Origin of the sequence: Kiloniella sp. EL199 (genome assembly GCF_900313065.1) — a bacterium.
GTDB lineage: Bacteria > Pseudomonadota > Alphaproteobacteria > Kiloniellales > Kiloniellaceae > Kiloniella.
Genome location: NZ_OMPU01000005.1, coordinates 25,709 through 47,084 on the forward strand (window position 1 = coordinate 25,709; position 21,376 = coordinate 47,084).

Genomic DNA, 21,376 nt, shown 5'->3' on the forward strand with positions numbered 1-21,376 from the left:
GTTAGCCATTGACTCTTCGTAGTGTCGCCATTCTCTCATTATGATCACGTGGGACGATTGAATCGTGATGAAGCAACTGTCTGATTAGGGGGGTAAAACTCTGCATTTCTTCTTCATTGAACATCTTATCAAAGCGATGATATGGTTTCATGAACCAAGGACCATAGGTATTAAAAACACCCCATCTACTTTTCCCAGATGCTTCACCAATTTTGTGCCATAAAGCTGTGTCGAAGATCACAATTGAGCCTTTGGGGGCTTCAAGGTATTCAAACTCTAGCTCGGCATTACGATCAGCAGGTCGTTCGTATCTTAAATGTGATTTAGGAATGTAATGTGTAGCGCCGTTATCTCTAGTAAAGTCATCAATACATAGAATTGACATATAGCACAAACTGGGATTAAGGCCTTGACCTTCCCCGATAAAGCGTGAGTCCGTGTGCCACCCGTGGCCAGAAGTTTTTCTTCCGAATTCTTGATCTTTAAGAATTCGTCTGTTTCTTGCGGAAGGAGAAATGAGTACATAATCATTATCGATAAATTTCCGCATTACTTTGTCAGTAACGTCTTGGGTCAGAAGTTCAAGTAACTGAGGGGCGCCCATGAAGTAGTTGTCGAGAACTTGGTTTACTTCATTTCCACAATAGTGTCCGTCTTCGCGGCGTTTTTGCACCAACTGATCGAGTTCGGATTTTATCTGGTCGCAATATTCTTCAGATAAAACATCCTCTATTACCGCTATACCTTCAGATTTAATAGTTTGAACAATTTGATCTATATCGTAATTAGACATGTAGTTTGTCCTTGTCTTTTATGCACTGATTCAAGCTTTCCCATGTTTTTGCAAGGCAATAAGCCATCCACGTGTATCTGCTTTTTTCAGGCCGCGAGAGAAATTCATGAGCTTCTTTACTGAATGGAAGAGATGTGAAAACTGAGCTTTCAGCAATTACCTCTTCCATTTTTAGCTTTTGAGAAATACTTTCGTAATTCCAACCAGGTTTAGAAAAACCATATTTGGAACGGTATGCAATCTCTTTGCTGACGTTTGTTTCTACGAGTTTCCGTAGTATATATTTTGAATATTTACCCATATTTGTTCGCCACTTTTCAGGTGTGGCGATCATTAATTCTACGAGATATCTCGCCTGAAAGGGGAGACGTGCTTCAATACTTTGTCTCATAATCCCGCGATCACTTCTGGTGTTTACATATTCAGGAAGTGATGTACAGGCATATCCCAGCGCGACTCTCTGAGCTATGTCAAGATTCTGATAAACATCGTTATAAAAATCAGGAATACGGCCAAATGATTTGTAATCAAGGGGATTTATATCAGGACTGAATAAGTGCTGCAGTATTTGTGTACTCGTACCACCGTGATTAGGGCGAATAGCAAATGGTGTATCCTCTAAGTATGCCCAATTTAATAGTGTGCTTGATTTACCAGCCATATGTGATTGGTCGTATGCCCGTTTGATTAAGGTAGACCTAGCAGCTTGAGGATAGTGTGAAAATTTATGAAATACCTTTGTGGATCTTATATCTGTTGGATAGCCGTTTAATAATTCATCAGGGCCATCAGAGAGTACAAGAACACGTTTGTTTTGAGAGTTTAAGTAGGCAGCAAGTTGTCCAAAATCTGCGGTACCTTCACAGAAAATTCCATCAAATGAGTTTGCTGCGGCTTCTTCATATATTTTAGAAGCGTTTTCTTGATGCATCATCAGATAATGATGATGCGAATTTAGCTTCTTTGAGGTTAAACAACTGGCCTCATATTCACTTATATCTTCTCCCTTGGCAGGAGATACTGAGTGTGATTCCCCAAAGAGGGTCTCATGCCTTTTATCATGAGTTTGACTAATGAAGTAATTGATTAATGTACTGTCAATTCCCCCGCTAAGTGTTGCGATATAATCAACTTCTTGTGGGAGCCGAATTGAACAGGATTTGTAGAGTAATTCAGAATACTTTTCGATTACTTGTTTTTCATTGGGGTCGTTCGCAAAAAATTCCTGCGAAGTCTCAAAGCTAAATTTTTGTTGCTTAGCTATTCTGAGATCAGCCTCTCCTGGAGTTATAACTAAAGAGGCTCCTGGCTGTAATTTTTTAATTTTCGATATGAGAGAGTGGCCAGGAAATGTAGCCCTATACTGAAATGAACAAATTACGGCTTTATAGTCTAATTCAATGGCCTCAGGTGGAAGGACTGAGAGTATTGGATTAATTTCTGAGGCAAAGTACAGTCGCCCATTGTGGATGGCATAGTACAGGCTTTTTTCGCCGAGTAGATCCCGTGATAGAATGACTTTGTTTTCGCTTTTGTCGTAAAAAGCAAAAGCCCAAAACCCATCCGTTTTATCTAAAAAATTAAGACCATTATATAGTACGCCATTTAGGAGTACTTCGGTATCTGTCGAAGTTTGAAAAGCGCATCCCTGTTGCTGTAGGGAAAGGCGAAGCTCGTTATGATTAAAAAGCTCTCCGTTATAAGTGACACAAGCTCGATCATGGATGTCATGTATAGGGAGATTAACGGTGTCTTTTGTCCCAACAATTGAAAGGCGAGTGTTTGTAAAGCACACAAAACGATTATGGGAAATAAAATGTCCAAGCTGGTCTGGTCCTCTGTGAGCAATGCAATTTGACATTTTATCAAGTGCCCAGCTGCAATTTTGAAGAGGTTCCCGATTTAGGCTTATTATTCCTGCAATACCACACATAAAATTAAGTTACTCCAATGTATTTCAGGACTATGTTGTGTAAATATTTTTCTCTAAATGATATAGCAAGGCTTCTTTTTCTTTTAACGAGCTATACTCACACCAAAAAAGGCCTAAGAGTTCTTTTCTATTATTGGAGTTATTAATTATGTCTCCTTCTTGTGAGAACAATTTATAACTACGTAAGTGCTTTTTAAATTGGTTGTCTTCCATTCCACAAATTGACTTGATCCTGCCCCTTTGAGTATGGAATTTCTGATAACAAAACATTCCATGGGTATGATTACGTGCTATGTATTTTCTGTAATCTCCAAGTGGATTTGCTAAATAACTAGCATAAGCTGCAATTGGAGAGCCATTACCTCTCAAGATTTCTGACTGAATACTATGGAAGTGAGGACTTGCCTCAATGACATAAATTTTCTTTGAATCTGTTATGAGAAGATCAATTGTTAACGGCCCTGTATGGTAATCTAAGGTTCTTGCAGCCTGTTGTGCTATTCCAAATACGGTTTCCTGATAACCGTCCCATAACTCGGCTGGCTGTATCATTGCAGTACATATTTGGGCTGTGTCCGCGTCGTTAAGCCGTATTGTAGTTGAGATCGAGTGACTCTTTCCCTCCAAAACCAATACGTCTACGTTCCCAATCTGCCCTTCTATAAACTCTTCGATAAGTACCTGCGATGAATATTGAAATGCATCATGTAATCCATCTGTAAAAGCCTGCAAACTAGGTTCGTGTAGAATATGGATCCCTTTACTGTTATTCTGATCTACAGCTTTTATCACGCATGATTTCAGTGGTTTTTGGGCGAATTCTTTAAGCAGACCAGGCAGTTCATTCCTTTCTCCATACCATATTGTTTCGGGGCAAAGGATACCTGACCCGGAGATTGCCTGTTTTGTTATGTATTTATTATTCAGGGTTTTGTATTCAGTTTTTCGGATAGCTTTGATATCGAAGCATTTATGGATTGCTGCGACAGTTTTGTAAGCGTAATCAGCAACACCGTAGGCACCAATAATCTCATAATTCGTTAGCTTTTTGAGCTCGGTCAAAATTAGGGCGGTATCAGTTATGCTTGCTTTAATAAAAAGATCTGCAAAAGCTAGACATGGCGGAGCTTCAGACTGGTCAACCAGAATTATATAAAGATCGAGAGACTTTAATGATTTAACGGCTTCTACTTGAGGAAAACTCCCGCCGAGGTATACAAGAGCTTTTTTGTGTGGAGTCATCATTCGCATAACCATACAGGGCGGTTAGCTAAACCGGTTTGATGAGACCCAACAACTTCTGAGTTAACTTTATAATCAACTAAACCTGTATCTAAATTCCGGTGGCATTTGTATGTCGTATAACTTTGAGGATCATTCAAAGAACCTAGCGTGTAAGTTAGGTTGTTTAGATTTTGAATAGTTCCTACTGACTTCACTTTCCAGCCAGCCTGAGACAAAATGTTTGCGAAATGACTTACTGCTTCTTCAGATGGGAAGAGTTGTATGTTTTCCTGACTGTTACCTGTTTGAATAAAAAGGTGTGAAGCTTTATCTCTCATAGCAGCCAGACGGTTAATCGCATAAGCCTCCCAACTGCTAAAACTCGCCACTTTTTCTTTATCGAAAATATTCCCAGCATGATGAAGAACATTAAGTTCAATGATCAAGTCACATGTCGGCAGGCTCCCAATATCATCAAACAGGACACCTTTAGAATGGAATGTACAATAATCATCAATATCAGTGAACTGAGACATAAGAGAAGCAGCCTGAGCGTATTCGGAAATAGGCTCGTAACCAGTTACGACACACTTTTGTTCTTTGGCTAGGCGTAATAGGAAATATCCAAGATTTGCCCCGATTTCTGTCACACTAAGACTATTGCACTCTAAACTGTTTTCCAAAAATTCATATCGAGCATGATCCAAATTTAGTTGTGATTTTTCATAGTGCTCAGTCGTGTCTATATTCTCTAATTTCTCAGTAACAAATTGGGGAATATCCTGATAATTGCTGAACCTGACGCCCTTTGAGTTGAAGCTTTCCATAAGGCGTTTTTGCAAGATATTTTTGTCCATTAGAAAGACTCATTCATTTTTGTTTTTAACCATTTATAACCATTCGGGCCTGATTTCGAAGAATGTAGGCCAAATAACTGTTTCAACATGGTCTCTCTTCTTTTGGTATCTCTTTTCCAAACGCTAGAGAAATCTGTAAGAGGTTTTTTTAACTGAACTGCAAGATCTTCGTAGCAGTCGGGATTCCGTAGATCAAAATACAAATTTTGATTTTTGAAAAAAGCTTTTAGATCCTCGGAAAGACGATATCCCTCATAGGGTGAGTCAATATATAGGGTAGGTATGCCGGACATTAGACACCAGCTTAAAGTGCTACTGGCTCCACAAGTTATAATCAGCCCATATTGCTGAGCAATAAATCTAAAGTCATGTTCAGATGTAAGCAAAGTCATGTTCTTTGTTTCCATGACTTTTCTTATCAAAGGGCTTTCGTCAGGATAACGTTTAGTTGGATACGGTTTATAATCTACAGAGTGAGGTATAGCAGAGAATACTTCGTTAACTAACTTTAGTTCACTTTGATAGTTTTTATAATCGTTTTGATAGACGCCGCCATTAAAGAAGTAGCCTGGTTGATTTAAACTGGCAGGATAAATAATTCGGTTAGATTTGGTTTTCCACGTACTTCTTTTTGTATAATTGATAAAATCTGATACTGCTCCTAATGCAACAGTGTGTTCTCGCGATTTATGCTGCCGGTAAACGCAATGATCGGAGATTGCCTTACCTTGTTGAGTTATGAAAGCAGCGTAGGGCGCTGAAACATTCTCATAATTTATTTTGTTTTGATGAGAACTGATAATCTCTCTGGTGACACCATGTTGAAAACCAACAAATGGAACTCTTTTCGCGTCACATACTCTGGCTAAGGCGGCACAGAAACCCGCCCATGGGTAATTTGTCAGAACGACATCTTTTTGGGTTTTGATAGGGAAATTTTTATCAATAGATAGATATTCAAGATTGATTCTATAGGTTTCAATCTCTTGCTGAAAAAGTTTGCGTAACTCATTGAACAAATAATGGTGTGAAGATTCTGTGTTGATTTTTTTGATATGGTTTAAAAGAATATCTTGCGAAGTTTGAATGGCAGTGTCTGCAATTCTTTTAGTGTTCTCTGAGAGTGTTTTCAGTGGTTTAGTATTTATTTTCGAAGCTGAGTAACCTTTAAGAATAAACTCGCTTGCTACATCACGTAATAATTCATTTTCCCGGAAATAATAAACAGTACCCCGGGATAGGCTATGGGGTAATTTGCTCCATAGTTTACATCCTAAACGCCATAACACATGACGCCAGCCCATGAGGCGAAGTTTTCTATAGTTATTACCTAAGGTGCTTTTTTCAGTTCTGAGTGTGAAATTTAAATCAATACTGATGGCGTGGGTAACGGCATTGGTGTTGTCTTTTAGAAGCTCAGTCCACGGTAAAGTCCAGTTTTGATCGAGGGCAGCATTTCCTGAGTTAGGATTTAGTATTAAACAAGGTTCTTTGAAATCGTCAGAAATAAGAAAGCCCGATTGAATGATTTTTGTGTTCCAAAGCCATACCATTTGTGTAAGTAAGTGGGCATATTCATGAAGCTCTTCATTATCTTGAAATACATCAAAGCACTTCTTGCAAGTTAGGTCTATTCGATCGAAAAGAGACTGGAGTTCCTTAATATTTACTCTTTCGTCTAGGTTAATTGAGTTTATTTTTTTGTTATCCAAGATTGCTGGAGACCGGCATAAAATTTTTGCATCTTTGGAAAGGCCCATTTCATAAGCCTTTTCTAGGGCACGAAGGCTTTCACAAAACACTTTTTTGTAGCCTGAAAACTCAATTTTATTTTGAAGCATAATTTTAATTAAAAGAAATTTGTTATATTTTTTAGCGTATTAGATATTGTTGAAACATCTTCCCTCGTTAATTGTGGATACAGTGGGATGGAGAGTGTCTCTAGGTAATATGCTTCCGCCCCAGTGAGAAAAGGATAGTTTTGTTGACGATACCAAGGCTGCCTGTAAAGGGGTATGTAATGAACTTGGGTTCCTATTCCCTTTTCTTTGAGTTTCGCCATAACCTGTCCCCTAGATAACCCAAGTTTATTAAAGTCAATTTTTATAGGGTAAAGATGCCAGGCGTGGTTAGATGGATGGGGGGGGAGTTGAGGGCCATTGATAAAATCTACTTCAGAGAATTCCTCATTATACCAAGAGGCAATTTTTCTGCGTTTTTCATTCGCAGTTTTTACACGTGATAATTGACTGCTGCCTAGGGCGGCTTGCATTTCAGTCAGCCTTAAATTGAAAGAAGGCTCAGACATTTCATAATACCAAGGTGCGAGCTTTTCAGGCTGATATTGCCAATCGCTAGGGTTTCTTGTCGTTCCATGGTTTCTAAATGAAATCATACGTTCTTTGTATTCAGGGTTTTGGGTGATACATGCTCCTCCTTCACCCATACTTAGATGCTTGATAGCGTGAAAACTAAAAACAGCGATGTCACTTAAATCTGCAGAACCGAGATATGATAGGGTATTTGATCGAGTTTCTGCCGTAGCCCCAAGAGCATGGCATGCATCCTCTACCAATGCGCAATTATACTTTTGGGTTACTTCTCTTATGGCCTCTAATTCACCGCCCTGGCCAGCTAGATGTACCACGGTAACTGCTTTGATAGGAAAAGGAGCTTCCTCTAGGGCTTGTTTAACGGTTTCGGCTGTCATTAATCCACTATTGGGGTCAACATCAGCAAAATATACAGGAGCATCTAACATTATCGCCATACTGGCCGTGGCAAGAAATGTTATCGGCGAAGTAATAAGGCCTGCTTTGGGGCCTAACTCAAGTGCCTTGTAAGCTAACCAAAGGGCTGATGAGCCATTGTTGCAGGCAATTGTAGAACAGTTTGGGCTGAGAAAAGCGCCTAACTTCTTTTCAAAAATTTCAAGTTGTGGTCCTTGAGTAAGGAAATCAGATCTAAGAGCATCACAAACTGCTTTCAAATCATCTTGATTGATACTTTGTTTGCTATAAGGATAAAACATTATTGGCCCATTAAATAGGGAGAGTTGGGTTCCCTAAGGAATTAAGTAATTGTTGAGCGATTCTTTGCGCCCCTCTTCCATCAATGATTTTCTGCCCATTAATAGTTAGGTATTCAAGCAAAGAGTCATTCTTGAGGAAGCTACAGAGCTGCGTGGTTAACCCGTCAGTATTATGTATACTTTGAGTTTCTATCAAACCGAGTTTTACGGCTTCTTGAATTGTAAGGGATTGGTTATCGGCAGCTTGAACAACTATTGATGGTAAACCATAGGCGATACGTTCCAACATTGATACGCCTCCTGCCCCTAGAGCAACATCGTGATTTTGGTATAGATCCACCATAGAAGTAGGGTTGATGATAAGCCTACTTTCTGTGAATTTTTTTAGTTGTTCCCGAATAGTTTGGATATGAGGTGCATTGGGGCCGAGTACTACTGTTATCGGATTTTTTAATCTTATATCTGCACAAAGTGCCAATATTTTTCCTGTGTTATTGATGCTATCAACGAAACCCATGCTTATTAGGATTTTTCTTGTGTGCGGTTGTTTTATCCGATGCAGGCGTTGTGAGGGGGGCGTAATTGGTAAAATGATGTTTTCTGGCCCATCAATAATATTTGGGTAGATATCATCTTTCTGCTGACTTTTGATAAGGGTTTGCCTAATTAAAAATTTTCCATGATTTTTATTTCTGAAATCATCAAAAGAAAGAATATTAAGTGTTGGAAAAAATTGTAAAAATCTTGATGGGCAGAGATCGTAACTGTCTAATATGATGATATCATTTTTTTGGCTATGGGCGATTGCCTTATCACAATCAATGTTGGAATTTTCTTCGATCCAATCAATGCCATGACTATCTAGTGTACTGATCCAATGTTCATTATGTTTTTGGGGGTCGGGGTCTAAGTAAAAGGTACAACTTTGTCCAAAGCTGGAGAGAGCTAAAGCTAGTTGGAGGGAGCGCTTTACATGTCCTCCCCCGACACCAGGGCGTGAGGCAACTCTAAATAGCCACTTAGGGCTATTCTTTAGTTTGGTGCCTGCGTTCATTAAAGTGTTGTTCTATTATAAATCGATTGAATTTATGAGCTCTAGAATTTGGTCACCTGTCATCCAATCATCATTTGATCCACTGTCGTATTCGAATGGTTTAGATACCGGCTTTCCATACTTCTCTATTTTTTCCATAAAACCTTTTGTGTTCCACCAATGGAGCGTTGGTTGAAGGATATAGTAATCCCCCATATCTATTGCATTACGTGATTCTTCGTAGGGTATCATTACTTCATGTAACTTTTCCCCGGGACGGATACCAATAATTTTATAGGTTGCGTCTGCACATAAGTGAGGAATTATATCGGTTATTTTAACACTTGGTAGTTTTGGAACGAAAATTTCGCCGCCTTCCATGCTCGCCATCGCGAGGTTCACCAGTTGTACGCCGTCCGCAAGTGTAATAACAAATCTGGTCATGTCGGCGTGTGTAATTGGGAATTCGGTCTCACCATTTGCTGCCATCTGTTTGAAATGGGGAATGACACTACCTCTTGATCCCGCGACATTTCCATAGCGTACAACAGAAAAGCGTGTTTTGGTTTTTCCTGATAAGTTATTACCTGCAATAAAAAGTCGGTCAGAACACAGCTTTGTCGCGCCATAGAGGTTTATGGGGTTTGCTGCTTTATCAGTAGACAAGGCAACAACTTGTTTCACATTGTTTTCTATCGCGGCATCGATAACATTCTGTGCGCCTAGGATATTTGTCGCAATACACTCTGTAGGATTGTATTCGGCAGCTAATATATGCTTCATGGCCGCAGCATGAACGATAAGATCAATTCCATTACACGCCCGAATTAAGCGTTCGCGATCCCTTACATCCCCAATAAAATAACGGATAGGATATCTATCTTCAGGAAACTGTTGAGCCATTTCATACTGCTTCAGCTCATCACGAGAAAAAACTACGACCCTTGCAGGATTGGCATGCTCAAACAACGTCTGAACAAACTTTCGTCCAAACGAGCCTGTTGCTCCGGTTACGAGGATAGATTTCCCTGTGTAAATATCGAAATACTTATCTTTTATGTTCATAGGTTTTGCTCATATTGATTGAAACAAGCCACTTTATACACGTCAGTAAAGTGGCCATTAAATAACACATGGTCTTTTAATGTCGCTTCAAGGTGATATCCGGCGTTTAGAAAGGCTTTATATGAGCCTTCATTAGGCATGTACATACCTGCAGTTATTTTGTGTAGTTTTAACTCGTTAAAGGCATACATCGTCGCCAGTTTTATTGCTTGAGTGCCTATACCCTTACCATGGAGATTTGTATTACCAATGATAAGGGCAAGTTCCCCACGTTGATGAGGTGAGCTTAAGCCTGAAAGGCGTATATTCCCTACGTGGCCGTGTGTTTCGGTGACAATGCGCCATAAAAACTCATCAGAAGAGCTGTTTGATTTCGTTACATAATCTCTACAATCTTCTGCTGATTGTTTAGTTTTAGCTATTTCAGTGAATTGGGTGATTTCTTTATCGTTGAGCCAAGCTAAATAAATAGGAGTGATGTCTAGAGGAAGAAAAGGCATCAAGTATGTCGGCTTATTTGGTATTTTAATTTCTGGTGCAATCATTTAGGTATCTGAAGTTTCCAAGAAAAAGTAAGTTATTTCCATAACCTAGGGTCAACGAGCTTTTCTGGTAGACCACTATTCTCCCACTGTTTTTTTTGAATTACCTCCCTTGAAGCTGAGATAATGGTATGTAAATGAAGGCTCGTATGCACACCAAATACCGCCTCGTCAACCAAGGCGTTATCTCGAATGAAGGCCATACACGCTGCTTCGGTAGAGGTGAAATTCTCTCTTAAATCTTCTATGAAACTTCTTGCCTCAGTGAAAAAGGAAGGCAACTTAGAAGGGTTTGTCAGGAGAAGGCCTTGAAGAAATATTGAGCGTGCTTGAATTGTAATACCTAAGTTTTTCAATCGGTCTAAATGCCCTGAATGTATCAAGCGCTGATCAGCAATACTCACGGGTAATTGAATGACATCAGGTTTAAATAGCTCAAGGGTAAAGTCAATATCTTCGGCATCATAGACTGAAACGCCGATCCGTTTGGTGAGCCCTTTATCTTTGAGTGATTGCAGGAATTTAATCAGGCTTTTCCCCTCTGTACCTTTCAGCTGTTCGACACTATGAACAAGAAAGCTTTCAACTTCTGACGTTTGAAGGGCTTTGAGGGAGTTGCTGAACTGCTCTTCGAGCTGCTTTGGAGTAAGGTCGAGTTGCCCACCAAAGGTTTTGGTTTGGAGAGCAAAGGATCGAGCAGCATTGAACTGGCCTAGCCTCGTTTCTGAGGTGCCGTAAGCTGGAGAGGTGTCCAGCATCGCAATGCCTGATTTTTCTGTTTGCTCCAGGAGATGGCGCAGAGTTGTGTCATCCACATGATCATCTGTTCGGGTGACCCCATAAGGAAGGCCAAACTGCGCTGTTCCTAAAACAAGCTTTATTGGCTTAGATTTTTTGTTATTCATCTAGCATATAGTGTTCTACTATTTGCCCATTCTCCATTTTAATTACCTCATCGACATCTTCTATTGTTGTGTCTCTATGAGTAATAATTATTACCAGAGCATTATAGGTTTGTGCATACTGGCGTATAGACTGGGTGATCTTTTGTTCTGATAGCCGATCTAGTGAACTAGTGGGTTCGTCAAGTATTAGTAATGGGCTTTTTCTTAAAAAGCATCGGGCAAGCGCAATACGTTGTTTTTGACCACCAGATAAGTTCTCCCCAGCTTCATCTAATTGGGTATCATAACCATTTGGTAATTTCTCAATGAAATGATTCGCATAAGCCATTTCGCAAGCTTTGATTAATTCATTATGATCTGCGGAGGGCGAACCTATTTGAATATTTTCTTTTACAGAGCCTCTAAATAGAAAAGGTTCTTGGGCCGCATAAGATATTATATCCCTTAAACTTTCTTGATTTTCTTTTGAAATGACTTTTTCATCAAAAGAAACATGACCATTGGTTGGGGTAGCCAATCCAGACAAAATATCGACTAAAGTAGATTTTCCAGCCCCGGAGCTTCCTGTTATCGCGACTATTTTTCCGATGGATAGTTTAAGGTTTATGTTGTGTAAGGCTAATCTACTGTCATTGTTATAAGAGTATGAAAGCGATTTTCCACAGATTGAATTTTTGAGGTGTACTTCAGTTCTTTGTCCGGAAGTATCGGGGTTCTGGGTGCAAGTGATAATACTTTCCTTTAGTGCTTCTAAACTAACTATATGTTTTGCTAAGCCTTGTTGTTGTTTTGCAAATGCTTGTGCAGTTGGAGCTAACCTCAACATAATTAATGCAAATAAAGTTATGGTATTGATAGTCATGTCGAGATAAGTGACTGAGATGTATAGGAAAGCCATTAGGATAGCAGTAATCGTGGGCGCCATAATTAATGGAATTTTCCCACTGTTTTTTACTAAATTGAGATTCAACCTTGCATGTTTTTCATTAATTTGCTTGATACGCTTGATTTGCCGAGACTGTAGGCCGAAAATTTTTACAGTTCTAAAGGCTTGATAAGCCTCTGTTAAAAAAGAGGCTAGTATTGTTTTATAAGTTATTAATTGATTGGAAACTTCACGAGTCTTTCTTACATAAAACTGAATAATAACTAATAAGCTTCCAAGGAGGAATATTGCTAGGCCGCTTGATAGCGGGGCTGTCATTATGATTAGGGTTACATAAACCGTAAAGGTAACTATATGTCTTATATATCTGATATAACCAACCAATACTTGAGACGTAGATTCTGTTTGATGGTCTAAGAGGTTTATAAATTTCCCACTACCCATTTTGTTTATGATATCAAGTCGAGTGGATTGTATTATGGAGTAACATTTAGTTCGAAGATTTTTTTGAAGAGTTACTTCGGTTAGGGTTAATTTAATTAAATATATGTAGTCAAATAACTGCCTTAATACAACGGCAATAAGAACAAGAAGTGTAAGTGAAAAGAGATTTAACTCTAAATTAAGTTGGGAGAACGTGCTTGTTGTTATTGTCCAGAATTCATTGTTTTTTCTTAGATATTCTGTGTCTCCATTTGCGGATATGAAATCTAGTACTGGTAATATTAGGCCTAGCCCAAGAGCTTCAAAGAAAATTCCAATAATACTTAATAATACTAGGGTGATTATTTTGTTGAGTTTTGTGTCTCCATATTTGCCGAGAAATTTTAAGTTATTAGTTAGCCTCATAAAGTAAGTACCACCTTTATAATTATCAATTAACATGCAACTCTTTTACTAACTATTTGCTCAGTTGTAAGGTCTTAAAGTCAGGTTTTAAAACCATTGGTGACTGAGGGAAAGCTGCATTTGGATAATTCCATCCAGGTTGTCTTAATAGCTCTGCTGAGTGCATTTCGATGGTAATATTCATCTCGTTTTTTTTCATTTCTGATTTAACACTCATACATAAGTGAGGACTTTTTTGATATATATATATGTTTGATAGTGGGTGCAGTTCGGAAAGTTGTTGATTGATATAGTTAGCTAGCGGACTTGGATCATCACCTAACATATAGGCTGAAACAGTATTTACTTCGTTATCTATGCAATCTCTATACTTTGACTTTAATGCGCTAATTCCTTTTTGTGCTCTTTTTGTATAGAGATGACCAATTTTAAGGTGTGAAAATAAAAAGCCCTTACCGTGAATATGTATTATAACAACTTGGCATGTATAAACACTAAAAGTGTATAAATGTTTGTCAGGGGAGTATTTAGTCTGTCCGGGAAAAACCGTCAGCTCTTCCCCTTCGTTAAACAAAAATGGTGTATTATTTGGAGAGTCAAATTTATTTGTTACCCAGTACATATATGGTAACAAATGTCCATTATCATTTAGGTGGATTAATGAAGATATTTTCTTTTGATATTGATGTTTAGCTATAGAAAAGTTTGCCGCTTTCTCTAACCGTTTAGGGGATACTGGTAATTTAGTGTCTAGGGATAAGTTGAGGCGGTGGCAATAGATTTTTAATCGAGAAGATTCTTTGTAATCAATGGCTTGGAATTTTTTTGCATAAGCTTGAGGCATAAATATAGCCAAATAGGCTTCAATGTATTGCTCTAGGTTACAGTCTATTGTTCTTTTCACATTGAAGCTTAAGGGGGATGGTATAAAGCTGCTAAAAAATGAGAGAATGATGTGAAGTATTTTGCTGAGTATATAGGTTATTTTCTTTATCATTGATTATTCTTAGTTAGGGCTGAAACTCTTAAGTGCAAATCTATAGGCCAATAGTTTAGGATTTAGGGGTGATATTTTAATCATTACCTAAACAAAATTTTATTTGACGCTTGTTTATTTCGCCTAGAGGTTTCTCTTTCAATTCTAATAAATGAACGTCTCCTTTTTCATTGTAGGTGTATTGCCACGGGCGTTTGAGGAAGTCTTTTAAGAATCTGGCATTGGTTGTCCGTCCGTCAATTACAATCAGTGTGCCTGGCAGAAGAAGGTATTCAATACTAATCAAATCGGATGATAGGACAACTCTGTCATTATGCCTGAAGGATATGCCGTTTTTCTCCCCTTCAACGTCAAAAGGGTGTGGGGCATCTAGATAAACGAAATCAGGGCAGATGTTTGGTAATTTGTTGTAGCGATGACATATACGCCCTTGGTGTGTGGTTATTTCTACGTTGCTTTGGTGGTAAGTAATTATGCCTCTTAGGTGCTGAGGAATACGATTTTTGCTAATCTCTATCCAATGTTGAGATACTTCTATACAATGAAGCTCGAATAAGTTGTTCCTTCTTAGATCCAATTTTAGGATGTCATCTTTAAAATCAATGCTGTTTTTATACAGTGCATCTGCTAGAACAAGGTTTGAGTAGCCAACACCAAATTCCATAATCGTTGTAACTTTTCTGCTCCTGACTAGTTTGTGTAGTCTGGCAAGGTCATCAAGTTGTGGTGGATATGGTGTTGTATTTTCTGGTTTAGCCCGTTCATTTTGTGTTGAATGACTATCTACGATCTCAATCAAATAAGGTAATAACTCTTCATTGGCTAGGTATTCTGCGGCTTCTTCCATACAGCAATTCTCCTATGTTATTTTTTTGCGATTGCAACTAAGGTATCAGTCGCGTCTATCATTTGTAGAGAGGCTTCATAAGCACTCTTTAATTGATCGTTATCTATACTGCTTAGGATATTTTTATGCCCACCAGGTCTTTTTTTACTCAACCAAGTAAGATGATTTGATAAAGGATACCTCTGCTTTCCCTGTATTGTTATGTTATGGAAACCTGTAGATGTAAGAAATTTAAATAGCGATTCCCTTGTGTGAAGTATTAAATGTTGGCTCCAGAGAGTGAAATTTTTAAAATCATTGCAATTTAGTTGTTGTAATAAGAAATCTTTTGCATGGGGAACCTCAATTATTATGGTTCCCCCTTCTTTCAGTATACGAAAAGACTCAGCTAACATCTTTAACGGCTCGAGAAAGTGTTCCAGAGAATGAAAGGCAAAAATTGTATCTATTGAAGAGCTCTTAACTGATACTAAATCATTAAAACAGTTGATTTTGTTCTTTCTTAAATGATCTAAGCATCGTTCTTCTAGTTCAATGCCGATACAACCTTTAAAGGAGTTGTAATTAGACAGTAAAAAGTCACCTGCACCGCAACCTAGGTCAAGTACAGTTTTTCCTTTGTAAAACTGTTTATAATCTTGAGTTCTACGATCTAAATCGGTTGATCTTTCTAAATCAGGTTGCCCCGTGGTTTCTGTTTTGATTTCCCGATATTCTCCAAGTTCATAAGTTTCTTCACCTGTATAAAAATCCTCAATAAATATGATGCCACTCATTCGGTCCTTGTAAACTTTGAGATTTGGGACGTCTCTAGTGCAGTCTGCATAAACTTCACAGGTTTCATCTTGTACTAAGTTTAATGATTGGAGAGTTTTTTTTATATTGCTCATGATTTATTTATCTAAGTTTTTATTAAGGTAAAAATTCGTCAGTTCAAGATCTAACTCAGTGTCAATACTAATGAAATTCCCAGGTGTAATAAGAGCGCCTGGATTATTGCCTTTTATAGATGCTTCTTCCATAAGTGTTTCTCTTCTAATGGCATAAGCGAGACCATTCCGGTGATATACTGGCGAAAGCTGTTGCCGGGCGATAATCAGCGCACCTGTTTGATCATAATATTCGAACGATTTGGTATTGGTGTCTATGGATAGCTGCTTTAACGGATGAGATTTACTATCTGTTTCGGATAGTGTCCAAACAGCAGAATAATCATTTTCCGCCAGCATCTTTATACAATCTGCCACGTGCTGTATTTTTCTAAGTGGAGAAGTTGGTTGAAGCATGACTATGATGTCATATTGAGTTTGGTCAAACTCCTCAGTGGTAAGAAGGGCATGTTGGAGAACTTCTAAATCTCCAACTCTATCACCGGATAGCTTTTCTGGGCGTCTAAAAAAATTGTCCGCACCGTATGAGTTTGCAACAAGTGCAATCTCCTCATTATCAGTCGAAACAACTGTACGGTCAATTTCGTTAACTGAGGTAGATATATTTGCCGCCAAACCAACCAGTGGGACGCCCCCAACTTTACTTAAATTTTTCAGGGGTATACCTTTGCTCCCCCCTCGGGCTGGTATGACGGATAGAACTGATAGATTATTTATCATAGCAAAGTTGATTTGACTTTAAGAAGCATGAGTAGTCTGAAATTTTATTTGGCACTTCTTGATTGAAATCGTTGTACTCATTCTTGAGAGCGACAAAAAAAATCTCATGATGAAGCGCAGCTTTTCGATCACTTTCACCGTCACCAAATAGAATGAGTCTTTCAGGTGGAATTTTGTGGCTATGCATTAGCTGTAGAATATTTACTTCTTTCGTTTTTGGAGTGCCCAAAACTTCAGTAAAGTAATGTGACATTCCAAGTTTATTTATAAGACTTTGAAGGGCATTCTGAGGTGTTAGGGAGCAAAGAAAAACCTTCTTATTATGTTTTTGAAGCTCGCTTAGAAAACATTTAGCGCCATTTACTTCGGCAGCCGTCAAAATTTTTTCCTGACATATTGCTGCGTAAGTTTCTATTAGCAATTGTTTGTATTCGGGGGCTTTGAGTGTTTCTGTTAATTTTGCAAACACTTCTACTCTAGTCCCCCCCTTATTGGGTTGTGATAGGATTTCGTTTATTAAAGAGATAGAATCGGGATGGTTTTTACTAAAATTTGTTCTTTCAATAGTAAGTAAGAAGCCATCCCTTTTGATGTTATTCGATTGTACTATTGTGCCGTCAAAGTCAAAAATTACGCCAAGGCAGCTTTTGAGTTCATTGAATATTTCGGAAGAGATTTTATCCATCTGTAAGCTGGAAACGTCCCCAATGATCTACGATTGTTTTGCGTTCTTCGCGTTTCTTTTCATTAATCTTAGGGTCTTTATATATCGAATCATTATTAAAATGAGTAGTCGATACTTCTTCAAAAATCACACCCGTTTCGGTCCAGAAGCGATGCCATACACCAGGTAGTACGAGTGCAGTGTCTCCGGGGAGTAACTTTTGTACTCTTCCGTCGATTTCTGAATACATTTCGCCCCAAAGAACCTGAAATGTTTCTTCTTTCCTTTTGTGGAAATGAAATGGATGGCTTTGGTTGGGGAGCTGGACAAGGACTTTTTTGCAATACTCGCGGTTAATACAGTTGATAATAACCACGCCTGTTTTGGTGAAGTTCTCAATACCGTTGTGGTGAGAATATTCAACTTCAAACTCCGGCCCTAAAACAATATTAGCCTTATTAAGCATGGCTTTGACCTCGTAAATTGCTTTCTTGAGAGCCATTGCTTTTGGAGGTTGTGGGGCTTCAACATCACTCTGTGTAATTATTTCGTTAACCTTTAGGGCCCGCTTTAATTTTATACCTGGTTTAAATAAGCCGCTATCAAGCTGCTCACCTTCACAAGGCATAGCAAAGAAAACATCCTCTGCTGATAGCACGGTGTCCTTTTTAAGTTGTCTCTTAGCAAATACGCCACGTTTTAAACCCTTAAGTGCATCAGCTTCTATAGGAGAAGCGGGTTTACGGGAATAACTTCCTGACATTAATATGCTTCGTTTGTAAGCAGAAATCCAATTATCAAGCTGATCTTCCCTTGAGGAATAAGCATTTAGCTTGATGTTATCAGTTTCGTGACCTATGTGTCGCTCAAACATTCTGGCCCCGTAGGCATAAGATACCTGAATAGGTGTGCAATCATCAGGATCTTCATGTGTCGACCAACCTATAATCCGTTTGGGGTAGCGTTGTCTTAGCATCGCTATGTTTGCCAAGTTCATTTCATCAAGCGGTGTGGGGTAAATTGATACGCAATGCATAATTGCGTAGTCGGCACATTTGTGATCGAAAAAGCTAACAAGTTCATCAATCTGTATAAGCTCTTGACCTCCTGTTGAGAAAATTACAGGAATGCCTTTGGATGCGACTTTCTCTATAAGTGGCCAGTCTGCCGCAGAACAACTAGCAATTTTAATAATATCAAAACCCATTTCAGCAATTGCATCTACAGATGCTTCATCAAATGGAGTGCACATGCTCAATAAGTTATGTTTCCTCACTTCATCAAGAAGCTCTTGATATTGTGGAAGGCTAAGTTCGGTGGATAAAAAACGTGGGATATGTTTGTTGTCACTAGCATCTTTATGTGATGGGTGAATAAAAGTTTTTAACTGTCTAAATTGAAATTTTATAGCAGCCTTAACTCCATGCTTTTTGACAACCTTTGCGGCATTTCGGATGACTGTTTTGCCGTGTTCTACTGATCCCTGATGATTGTTAGCAAGGTCTAGAACGAAAAGGTCGGAGAAGTCGAATGTCTTTTCCATGGTATAAATCGATATCCTTTGCTTAAGCCTGAGTTAATGCTTCTGAATCAAAGCCAGATGAATAATTAATATTTACAACGTTCTTTGTGAAATGGCTTTTGTAAGCGGCGCTAATTACCATCATTGTTTCCAAACCTCGTTGGCCGGAAATTATTTGGGGGTTTGCACTTTTATTATTTAGAACTCTTTTTATGTGTGATAACTCCGCAATGAAATCATCTGGACGTGTTTTTGAAAAATGAAAAGCTTCAGTATTTTTGTCGTCTAGTTCTAAGTAGACAGTATCAGTACCAGGTTTGGAGCCACAAACCCACTCTATTGCACCCAGTGTTCCTTGAATTCTGGCCCATTTTCTGGTGGGTTTTGTTACTACGTCTTGTATAACTCGACCTTTAAAATCTCTTTCAGTCGTAAGATTGATTGCGGCTATTTTGTCATATGCTAGTGTATCTTTTTCTATCATATCCATGGTAGCGGAAACCTCTGATACCTTACCTTTACAAAGTAAGTGAGCAAAATGCTGCCATAAATTGAGTGCGTGGCTGTGTTCCCCACACGCTCCGCCTCCTCGCTCCCAATAACCCAGATAGCTATCTTGAGGACCAGCAAGCCATGGATGTGCGTTGAAAATGCCCCCCCAATGTTCACGAAACTCAACATCCAATGTTTCAACGTTACCAATGATATTTTGTGCAATTAATTCGGCCACTTTTCTGGTGGCTAACCCAACAACGTGATCGTAACCAACGAACAAAGAAACTCCTAATTTTTCAGCTTTTGAGCTGAGTGTTTGAGCGTCTTTTAAGGAAGGAGTGCAGAAAGGCTTTTCAACAAGGATTGCTTTTGGGAGTTCCTCTAGGGCTGACAACGCCAGGCTATTGTGGTGATCGGGAGGGGTTCCGATGAATATAATATCAAAATTACCTTTTGGAGCATCATCATTTAGGTGAAGTTTAATATCGTCATCCCACAGCCCGTATCTTGATGGGTAAATCTCTTCTTTTGTGCGTCTAAGTGCCTCGGGGTCAACATCGCAAATTGTCACGTCCCACCCCAATGACCGAGAAGCATTGGCTAGGTGATTGCCAATGGAGCCGGCTCCAAATATTTTTACTTTATAAGACATGAATGTACTTTTACCTCTTCTTTTTTTTGGGGCGGCGGAGTGTATAGGAATCGTAAGGCAGTTGTTAGATTGTCAATTCGCTTAAGGTTTCAATTAGCCGATCTGTCGCGCAACCATCTGCAGCATAGGTGTACTTATTGAAAACATGAAAGCGGTTTGCCGAAACTGATTTTGTAAGTTTGTAATCATTGTTCATTGCATTTAAAATTTGTTGTTTAAACTCCAATTTCGAAGCTGCTATTTGATAAGTAGACGATTCATCTTTGAATGAGATACATTTCTCCCATTTAGGATCTTTTGCTTCTGCGAAAATAGGGATAATGACAGTTGGGCATAGGAGGCCTGCTTCGAGAAGTGTTGTTGAGTTAAAGCCGGCTACGATCCTACTTTTCGTTATCAAGTCATGAACATTATGTTCAGCGTCAATCAATAAATTTTTAGGAGTATTTTGTTGTTTTACATTCACTATTTTTCGAATATTTTCTGTCCAGCGCCCTCCCCATTTAGGTTTGATGATAAAGGTCCAATCCGGATTTTCAGCCGCAAGCTCATAAATTGCTTTATGTGTCTCCTTACAGAAGTTGTATAGGTAATCTTTCGGGTTTTTAGGCCAGTGAGGAGGGCTGCTTTCAAGTATGCCAGTCATGGGGCCGAAAGAAAAAAGGGTGATAACCTTTGATCGGATATCGTAAGAGTTGTTTCTATGGGTGTGAACATAGTCATCCATGCGAGGGATCCCTGTTACATAACCCTGAGAATGAGAGATGTATCCTGTTTGCACAAATAAATCTCTTTGAATGTGGTTATGGAAGAGAATATGCGTTCCATGAAATTGGTTGTATTTTCTTAACCTTTCTACAAAAAAGTTCTGCATATAGAGTGAGGAAACATTGCTCTCACGCTGCATTATAATAGCGGGTATTCCGATTTTTTTTGCTATGGCTAGGAATTCATAATCTTGTCTGTAATGAATTGCGGCGGCTATGACAGCTCTTATTTGATATTTTTTTTGTAGTTTAAGGAGTAAGATTCGAACTATCTTTTTGTATTTATGTTTGTTTCTCTTTGTCTTGTGGTCCTCAATTTGGGAGGTGAGTGGATTGTATTCGTTTTTTAGTATGTCATAGAAGTGAGCATATAAAAAGCATTGCCACTTAAACGACATCCTTGTTATCGAGAACTTTTTTGAGGAAACAAGTATTTCTAATTCACCTCTGAAGCGATTTGGATTAAGGGCCAATAAATTTATTTTGTCTCTACTTCCCCCTTTGGTAATGCTGGAAAGAATAAGTGAGTAGAAGCAGGTGTTCGCTATTACCCAAGCTGGTAAAGGTGAAATTGATTTGTATATAATTGATTTAATTACAGGCACTGGGGTGATATGTTTGAAAATATTTAGGGCCACGCTACCGCACTTTGGGTGAAACACTTTTTCACCCATTTTTGTTGTAATCTATTGTTTCTAAATGAT

The 21,376-nt window shown here is 38.7% G+C and carries 19 protein-coding genes; all 19 read right to left on the reverse strand.

Annotated elements, in window-relative coordinates:
- Position 1: 1 nt before the first annotated feature.
- Entirely contained in the window at positions 2 to 793 is a 792-nt protein-coding gene (locus tag D9A03_RS02525; RefSeq protein ID WP_120495676.1) for a phytanoyl-CoA dioxygenase family protein, read from the reverse strand.
- The gene (asnB, locus tag D9A03_RS02530; protein WP_120495677.1) at positions 786 to 2,726 is read right to left on the reverse strand and encodes an asparagine synthase (glutamine-hydrolyzing); all 1,941 of its coding nucleotides are present in this window, start codon (positions 2,724 to 2,726) and stop codon (positions 786 to 788) included. The genes D9A03_RS02525 and asnB overlap by 8 nt, the downstream gene beginning before the upstream one ends.
- 30 nt (positions 2,727 to 2,756) lie before the next feature.
- Positions 2,757 to 3,971: an ATP-grasp domain-containing protein gene (locus D9A03_RS02535; protein WP_162937943.1), complete on the reverse strand. Its 1,215-nt coding sequence runs from the start codon at positions 3,969 to 3,971 to the stop codon at positions 2,757 to 2,759.
- Complete coding sequence (locus D9A03_RS02540) at positions 3,968 to 4,807, reverse strand: class I SAM-dependent methyltransferase (RefSeq protein ID WP_120495679.1); 840 nt, start codon at positions 4,805 to 4,807, stop codon at positions 3,968 to 3,970. The genes D9A03_RS02535 and D9A03_RS02540 overlap by 4 nt, the downstream gene beginning before the upstream one ends.
- A complete protein-coding gene (locus tag D9A03_RS02545) occupies positions 4,807 to 6,648 on the reverse strand; it encodes a hypothetical protein (protein ID WP_120495680.1) in 1,842 nt (613 codons plus the stop codon). The genes D9A03_RS02540 and D9A03_RS02545 overlap by 1 nt, the downstream gene beginning before the upstream one ends.
- 8 nt (positions 6,649 to 6,656) lie before the next feature.
- A complete protein-coding gene (locus tag D9A03_RS02550; protein ID WP_120495681.1) occupies positions 6,657 to 7,838 on the reverse strand; it encodes a DegT/DnrJ/EryC1/StrS family aminotransferase in 1,182 nt (393 codons plus the stop codon).
- 10 nt (positions 7,839 to 7,848) lie between these two features.
- Positions 7,849 to 8,892 carry a hypothetical protein gene (locus D9A03_RS02555; RefSeq protein WP_120495682.1) on the reverse strand — a complete coding sequence of 348 codons (1,044 nt, stop codon included), beginning with the start codon at positions 8,890 to 8,892 and terminating at the stop codon, positions 7,849 to 7,851.
- A gap of 15 nt (positions 8,893 to 8,907) precedes the next feature.
- Positions 8,908 to 9,936: a UDP-N-acetylglucosamine 4,6-dehydratase (inverting) gene (pseB, locus tag D9A03_RS02560; RefSeq protein ID WP_254054958.1), complete on the reverse strand. Its 1,029-nt coding sequence runs from the start codon at positions 9,934 to 9,936 to the stop codon at positions 8,908 to 8,910.
- A complete protein-coding gene (locus D9A03_RS02565) occupies positions 9,933 to 10,481 on the reverse strand; it encodes a GNAT family N-acetyltransferase (protein WP_120495683.1) in 549 nt (182 codons plus the stop codon). Before D9A03_RS02565 ends, pseB begins: the two co-directional genes overlap by 4 nt.
- Before the next feature lie 32 nt (positions 10,482 to 10,513).
- On the reverse strand, positions 10,514 to 11,383 hold the full coding sequence (locus D9A03_RS02570) for an aldo/keto reductase (RefSeq protein ID WP_120495684.1): 870 nt from the start codon (positions 11,381 to 11,383) through the stop codon (positions 10,514 to 10,516).
- Positions 11,376 to 13,154, reverse strand: a complete 1,779-nt coding sequence (locus D9A03_RS02575) for an ABC transporter ATP-binding protein (protein ID WP_120495685.1) — start codon at positions 13,152 to 13,154, stop codon at positions 11,376 to 11,378. The genes D9A03_RS02570 and D9A03_RS02575 overlap by 8 nt, the downstream gene beginning before the upstream one ends.
- Before the next feature lie 16 nt (positions 13,155 to 13,170).
- Positions 13,171 to 14,115 (reverse strand): hypothetical protein, encoded by a 945-nt coding sequence (locus tag D9A03_RS02580; RefSeq protein ID WP_120495686.1) that lies wholly within the window; start codon positions 14,113 to 14,115, stop codon positions 13,171 to 13,173.
- Positions 14,116 to 14,191: 76 nt separating this feature from the next.
- Entirely contained in the window at positions 14,192 to 14,962 is a 771-nt protein-coding gene (locus tag D9A03_RS02585) for a hypothetical protein (protein ID WP_120495687.1), read from the reverse strand.
- A gap of 17 nt (positions 14,963 to 14,979) precedes the next feature.
- A complete protein-coding gene (locus D9A03_RS02590; protein ID WP_120495688.1) occupies positions 14,980 to 15,852 on the reverse strand; it encodes a bifunctional 2-polyprenyl-6-hydroxyphenol methylase/3-demethylubiquinol 3-O-methyltransferase UbiG in 873 nt (290 codons plus the stop codon).
- Between the two features lie 3 nt (positions 15,853 to 15,855).
- Positions 15,856 to 16,572, reverse strand: a complete 717-nt coding sequence (locus tag D9A03_RS02595; protein WP_120495689.1) for a cytidylyltransferase domain-containing protein — start codon at positions 16,570 to 16,572, stop codon at positions 15,856 to 15,858.
- A complete protein-coding gene (locus D9A03_RS02600; protein WP_120495690.1) occupies positions 16,562 to 17,257 on the reverse strand; it encodes an HAD family hydrolase in 696 nt (231 codons plus the stop codon). The genes D9A03_RS02595 and D9A03_RS02600 overlap by 11 nt, the downstream gene beginning before the upstream one ends.
- Positions 17,250 to 18,779: an N-acetylneuraminate synthase family protein gene (locus D9A03_RS02605; protein WP_120495691.1), complete on the reverse strand. Its 1,530-nt coding sequence runs from the start codon at positions 18,777 to 18,779 to the stop codon at positions 17,250 to 17,252. Before D9A03_RS02605 ends, D9A03_RS02600 begins: the two co-directional genes overlap by 8 nt.
- A 22-nt stretch (positions 18,780 to 18,801) precedes the next feature.
- Positions 18,802 to 19,905 (reverse strand): Gfo/Idh/MocA family protein, encoded by a 1,104-nt coding sequence (locus D9A03_RS02610; RefSeq protein ID WP_120495692.1) that lies wholly within the window; start codon positions 19,903 to 19,905, stop codon positions 18,802 to 18,804.
- A 64-nt stretch (positions 19,906 to 19,969) separates the two neighbouring features.
- Positions 19,970 to 21,346, reverse strand: coding sequence for a hypothetical protein (locus D9A03_RS02615; RefSeq protein WP_120495693.1), 1,377 nt, complete (start codon positions 21,344 to 21,346; stop codon positions 19,970 to 19,972).
- Positions 21,347 to 21,376 lie beyond the last annotated feature (30 nt).

Excerpts from the sequence above, each read along its gene's own strand:
- D9A03_RS02605 (WP_120495691.1), bottom strand. The coding sequence starts at position 18,779 with ATGGAAAAGACATTCGACTTCTCCGACCTTTTCGTTCTAGACCTTGCT.
- D9A03_RS02595 (WP_120495689.1), bottom strand. The coding sequence starts at position 16,572 with ATGATAAATAATCTATCAGTTCTATCCGTCATACCAGCCCGAGGGGGG.
- D9A03_RS02615 (WP_120495693.1), bottom strand. The coding sequence starts at position 21,346 with ATGGGTGAAAAAGTGTTTCACCCAAAGTGCGGTAGCGTGGCCCTAAAT.
- D9A03_RS02575 (WP_120495685.1), bottom strand. The coding sequence starts at position 13,154 with ATGTTAATTGATAATTATAAAGGTGGTACTTACTTTATGAGGCTAACT.
- D9A03_RS02565 (WP_120495683.1), bottom strand. The coding sequence starts at position 10,481 with ATGATTGCACCAGAAATTAAAATACCAAATAAGCCGACATACTTGATG.
- D9A03_RS02585 (WP_120495687.1), bottom strand. The coding sequence starts at position 14,962 with ATGGAAGAAGCCGCAGAATACCTAGCCAATGAAGAGTTATTACCTTAT.
- D9A03_RS02610 (WP_120495692.1), bottom strand. The coding sequence starts at position 19,905 with ATGTCTTATAAAGTAAAAATATTTGGAGCCGGCTCCATTGGCAATCAC.
- D9A03_RS02580 (WP_120495686.1), bottom strand. The coding sequence starts at position 14,115 with ATGATAAAGAAAATAACCTATATACTCAGCAAAATACTTCACATCATT.
- D9A03_RS02545 (WP_120495680.1), bottom strand. The coding sequence starts at position 6,648 with ATGCTTCAAAATAAAATTGAGTTTTCAGGCTACAAAAAAGTGTTTTGT.
- D9A03_RS02600 (WP_120495690.1), bottom strand. The coding sequence starts at position 17,257 with ATGGATAAAATCTCTTCCGAAATATTCAATGAACTCAAAAGCTGCCTT.
- D9A03_RS02535 (WP_162937943.1), bottom strand. The coding sequence starts at position 3,971 with ATGATGACTCCACACAAAAAAGCTCTTGTATACCTCGGCGGGAGTTTT.
- D9A03_RS02540 (WP_120495679.1), bottom strand. The coding sequence starts at position 4,807 with ATGGACAAAAATATCTTGCAAAAACGCCTTATGGAAAGCTTCAACTCA.
- asnB (WP_120495677.1), bottom strand. The coding sequence starts at position 2,726 with ATGTGTGGTATTGCAGGAATAATAAGCCTAAATCGGGAACCTCTTCAA.
- D9A03_RS02525 (WP_120495676.1), bottom strand. The coding sequence starts at position 793 with ATGTCTAATTACGATATAGATCAAATTGTTCAAACTATTAAATCTGAA.
- D9A03_RS02590 (WP_120495688.1), bottom strand. The coding sequence starts at position 15,852 with ATGAGCAATATAAAAAAAACTCTCCAATCATTAAACTTAGTACAAGAT.
- D9A03_RS02550 (WP_120495681.1), bottom strand. The coding sequence starts at position 7,838 with ATGTTTTATCCTTATAGCAAACAAAGTATCAATCAAGATGATTTGAAA.
- pseB (WP_254054958.1), bottom strand. The coding sequence starts at position 9,936 with ATGAACATAAAAGATAAGTATTTCGATATTTACACAGGGAAATCTATC.
- D9A03_RS02570 (WP_120495684.1), bottom strand. The coding sequence starts at position 11,383 with ATGAATAACAAAAAATCTAAGCCAATAAAGCTTGTTTTAGGAACAGCG.
- D9A03_RS02555 (WP_120495682.1), bottom strand. The coding sequence starts at position 8,892 with ATGAACGCAGGCACCAAACTAAAGAATAGCCCTAAGTGGCTATTTAGA.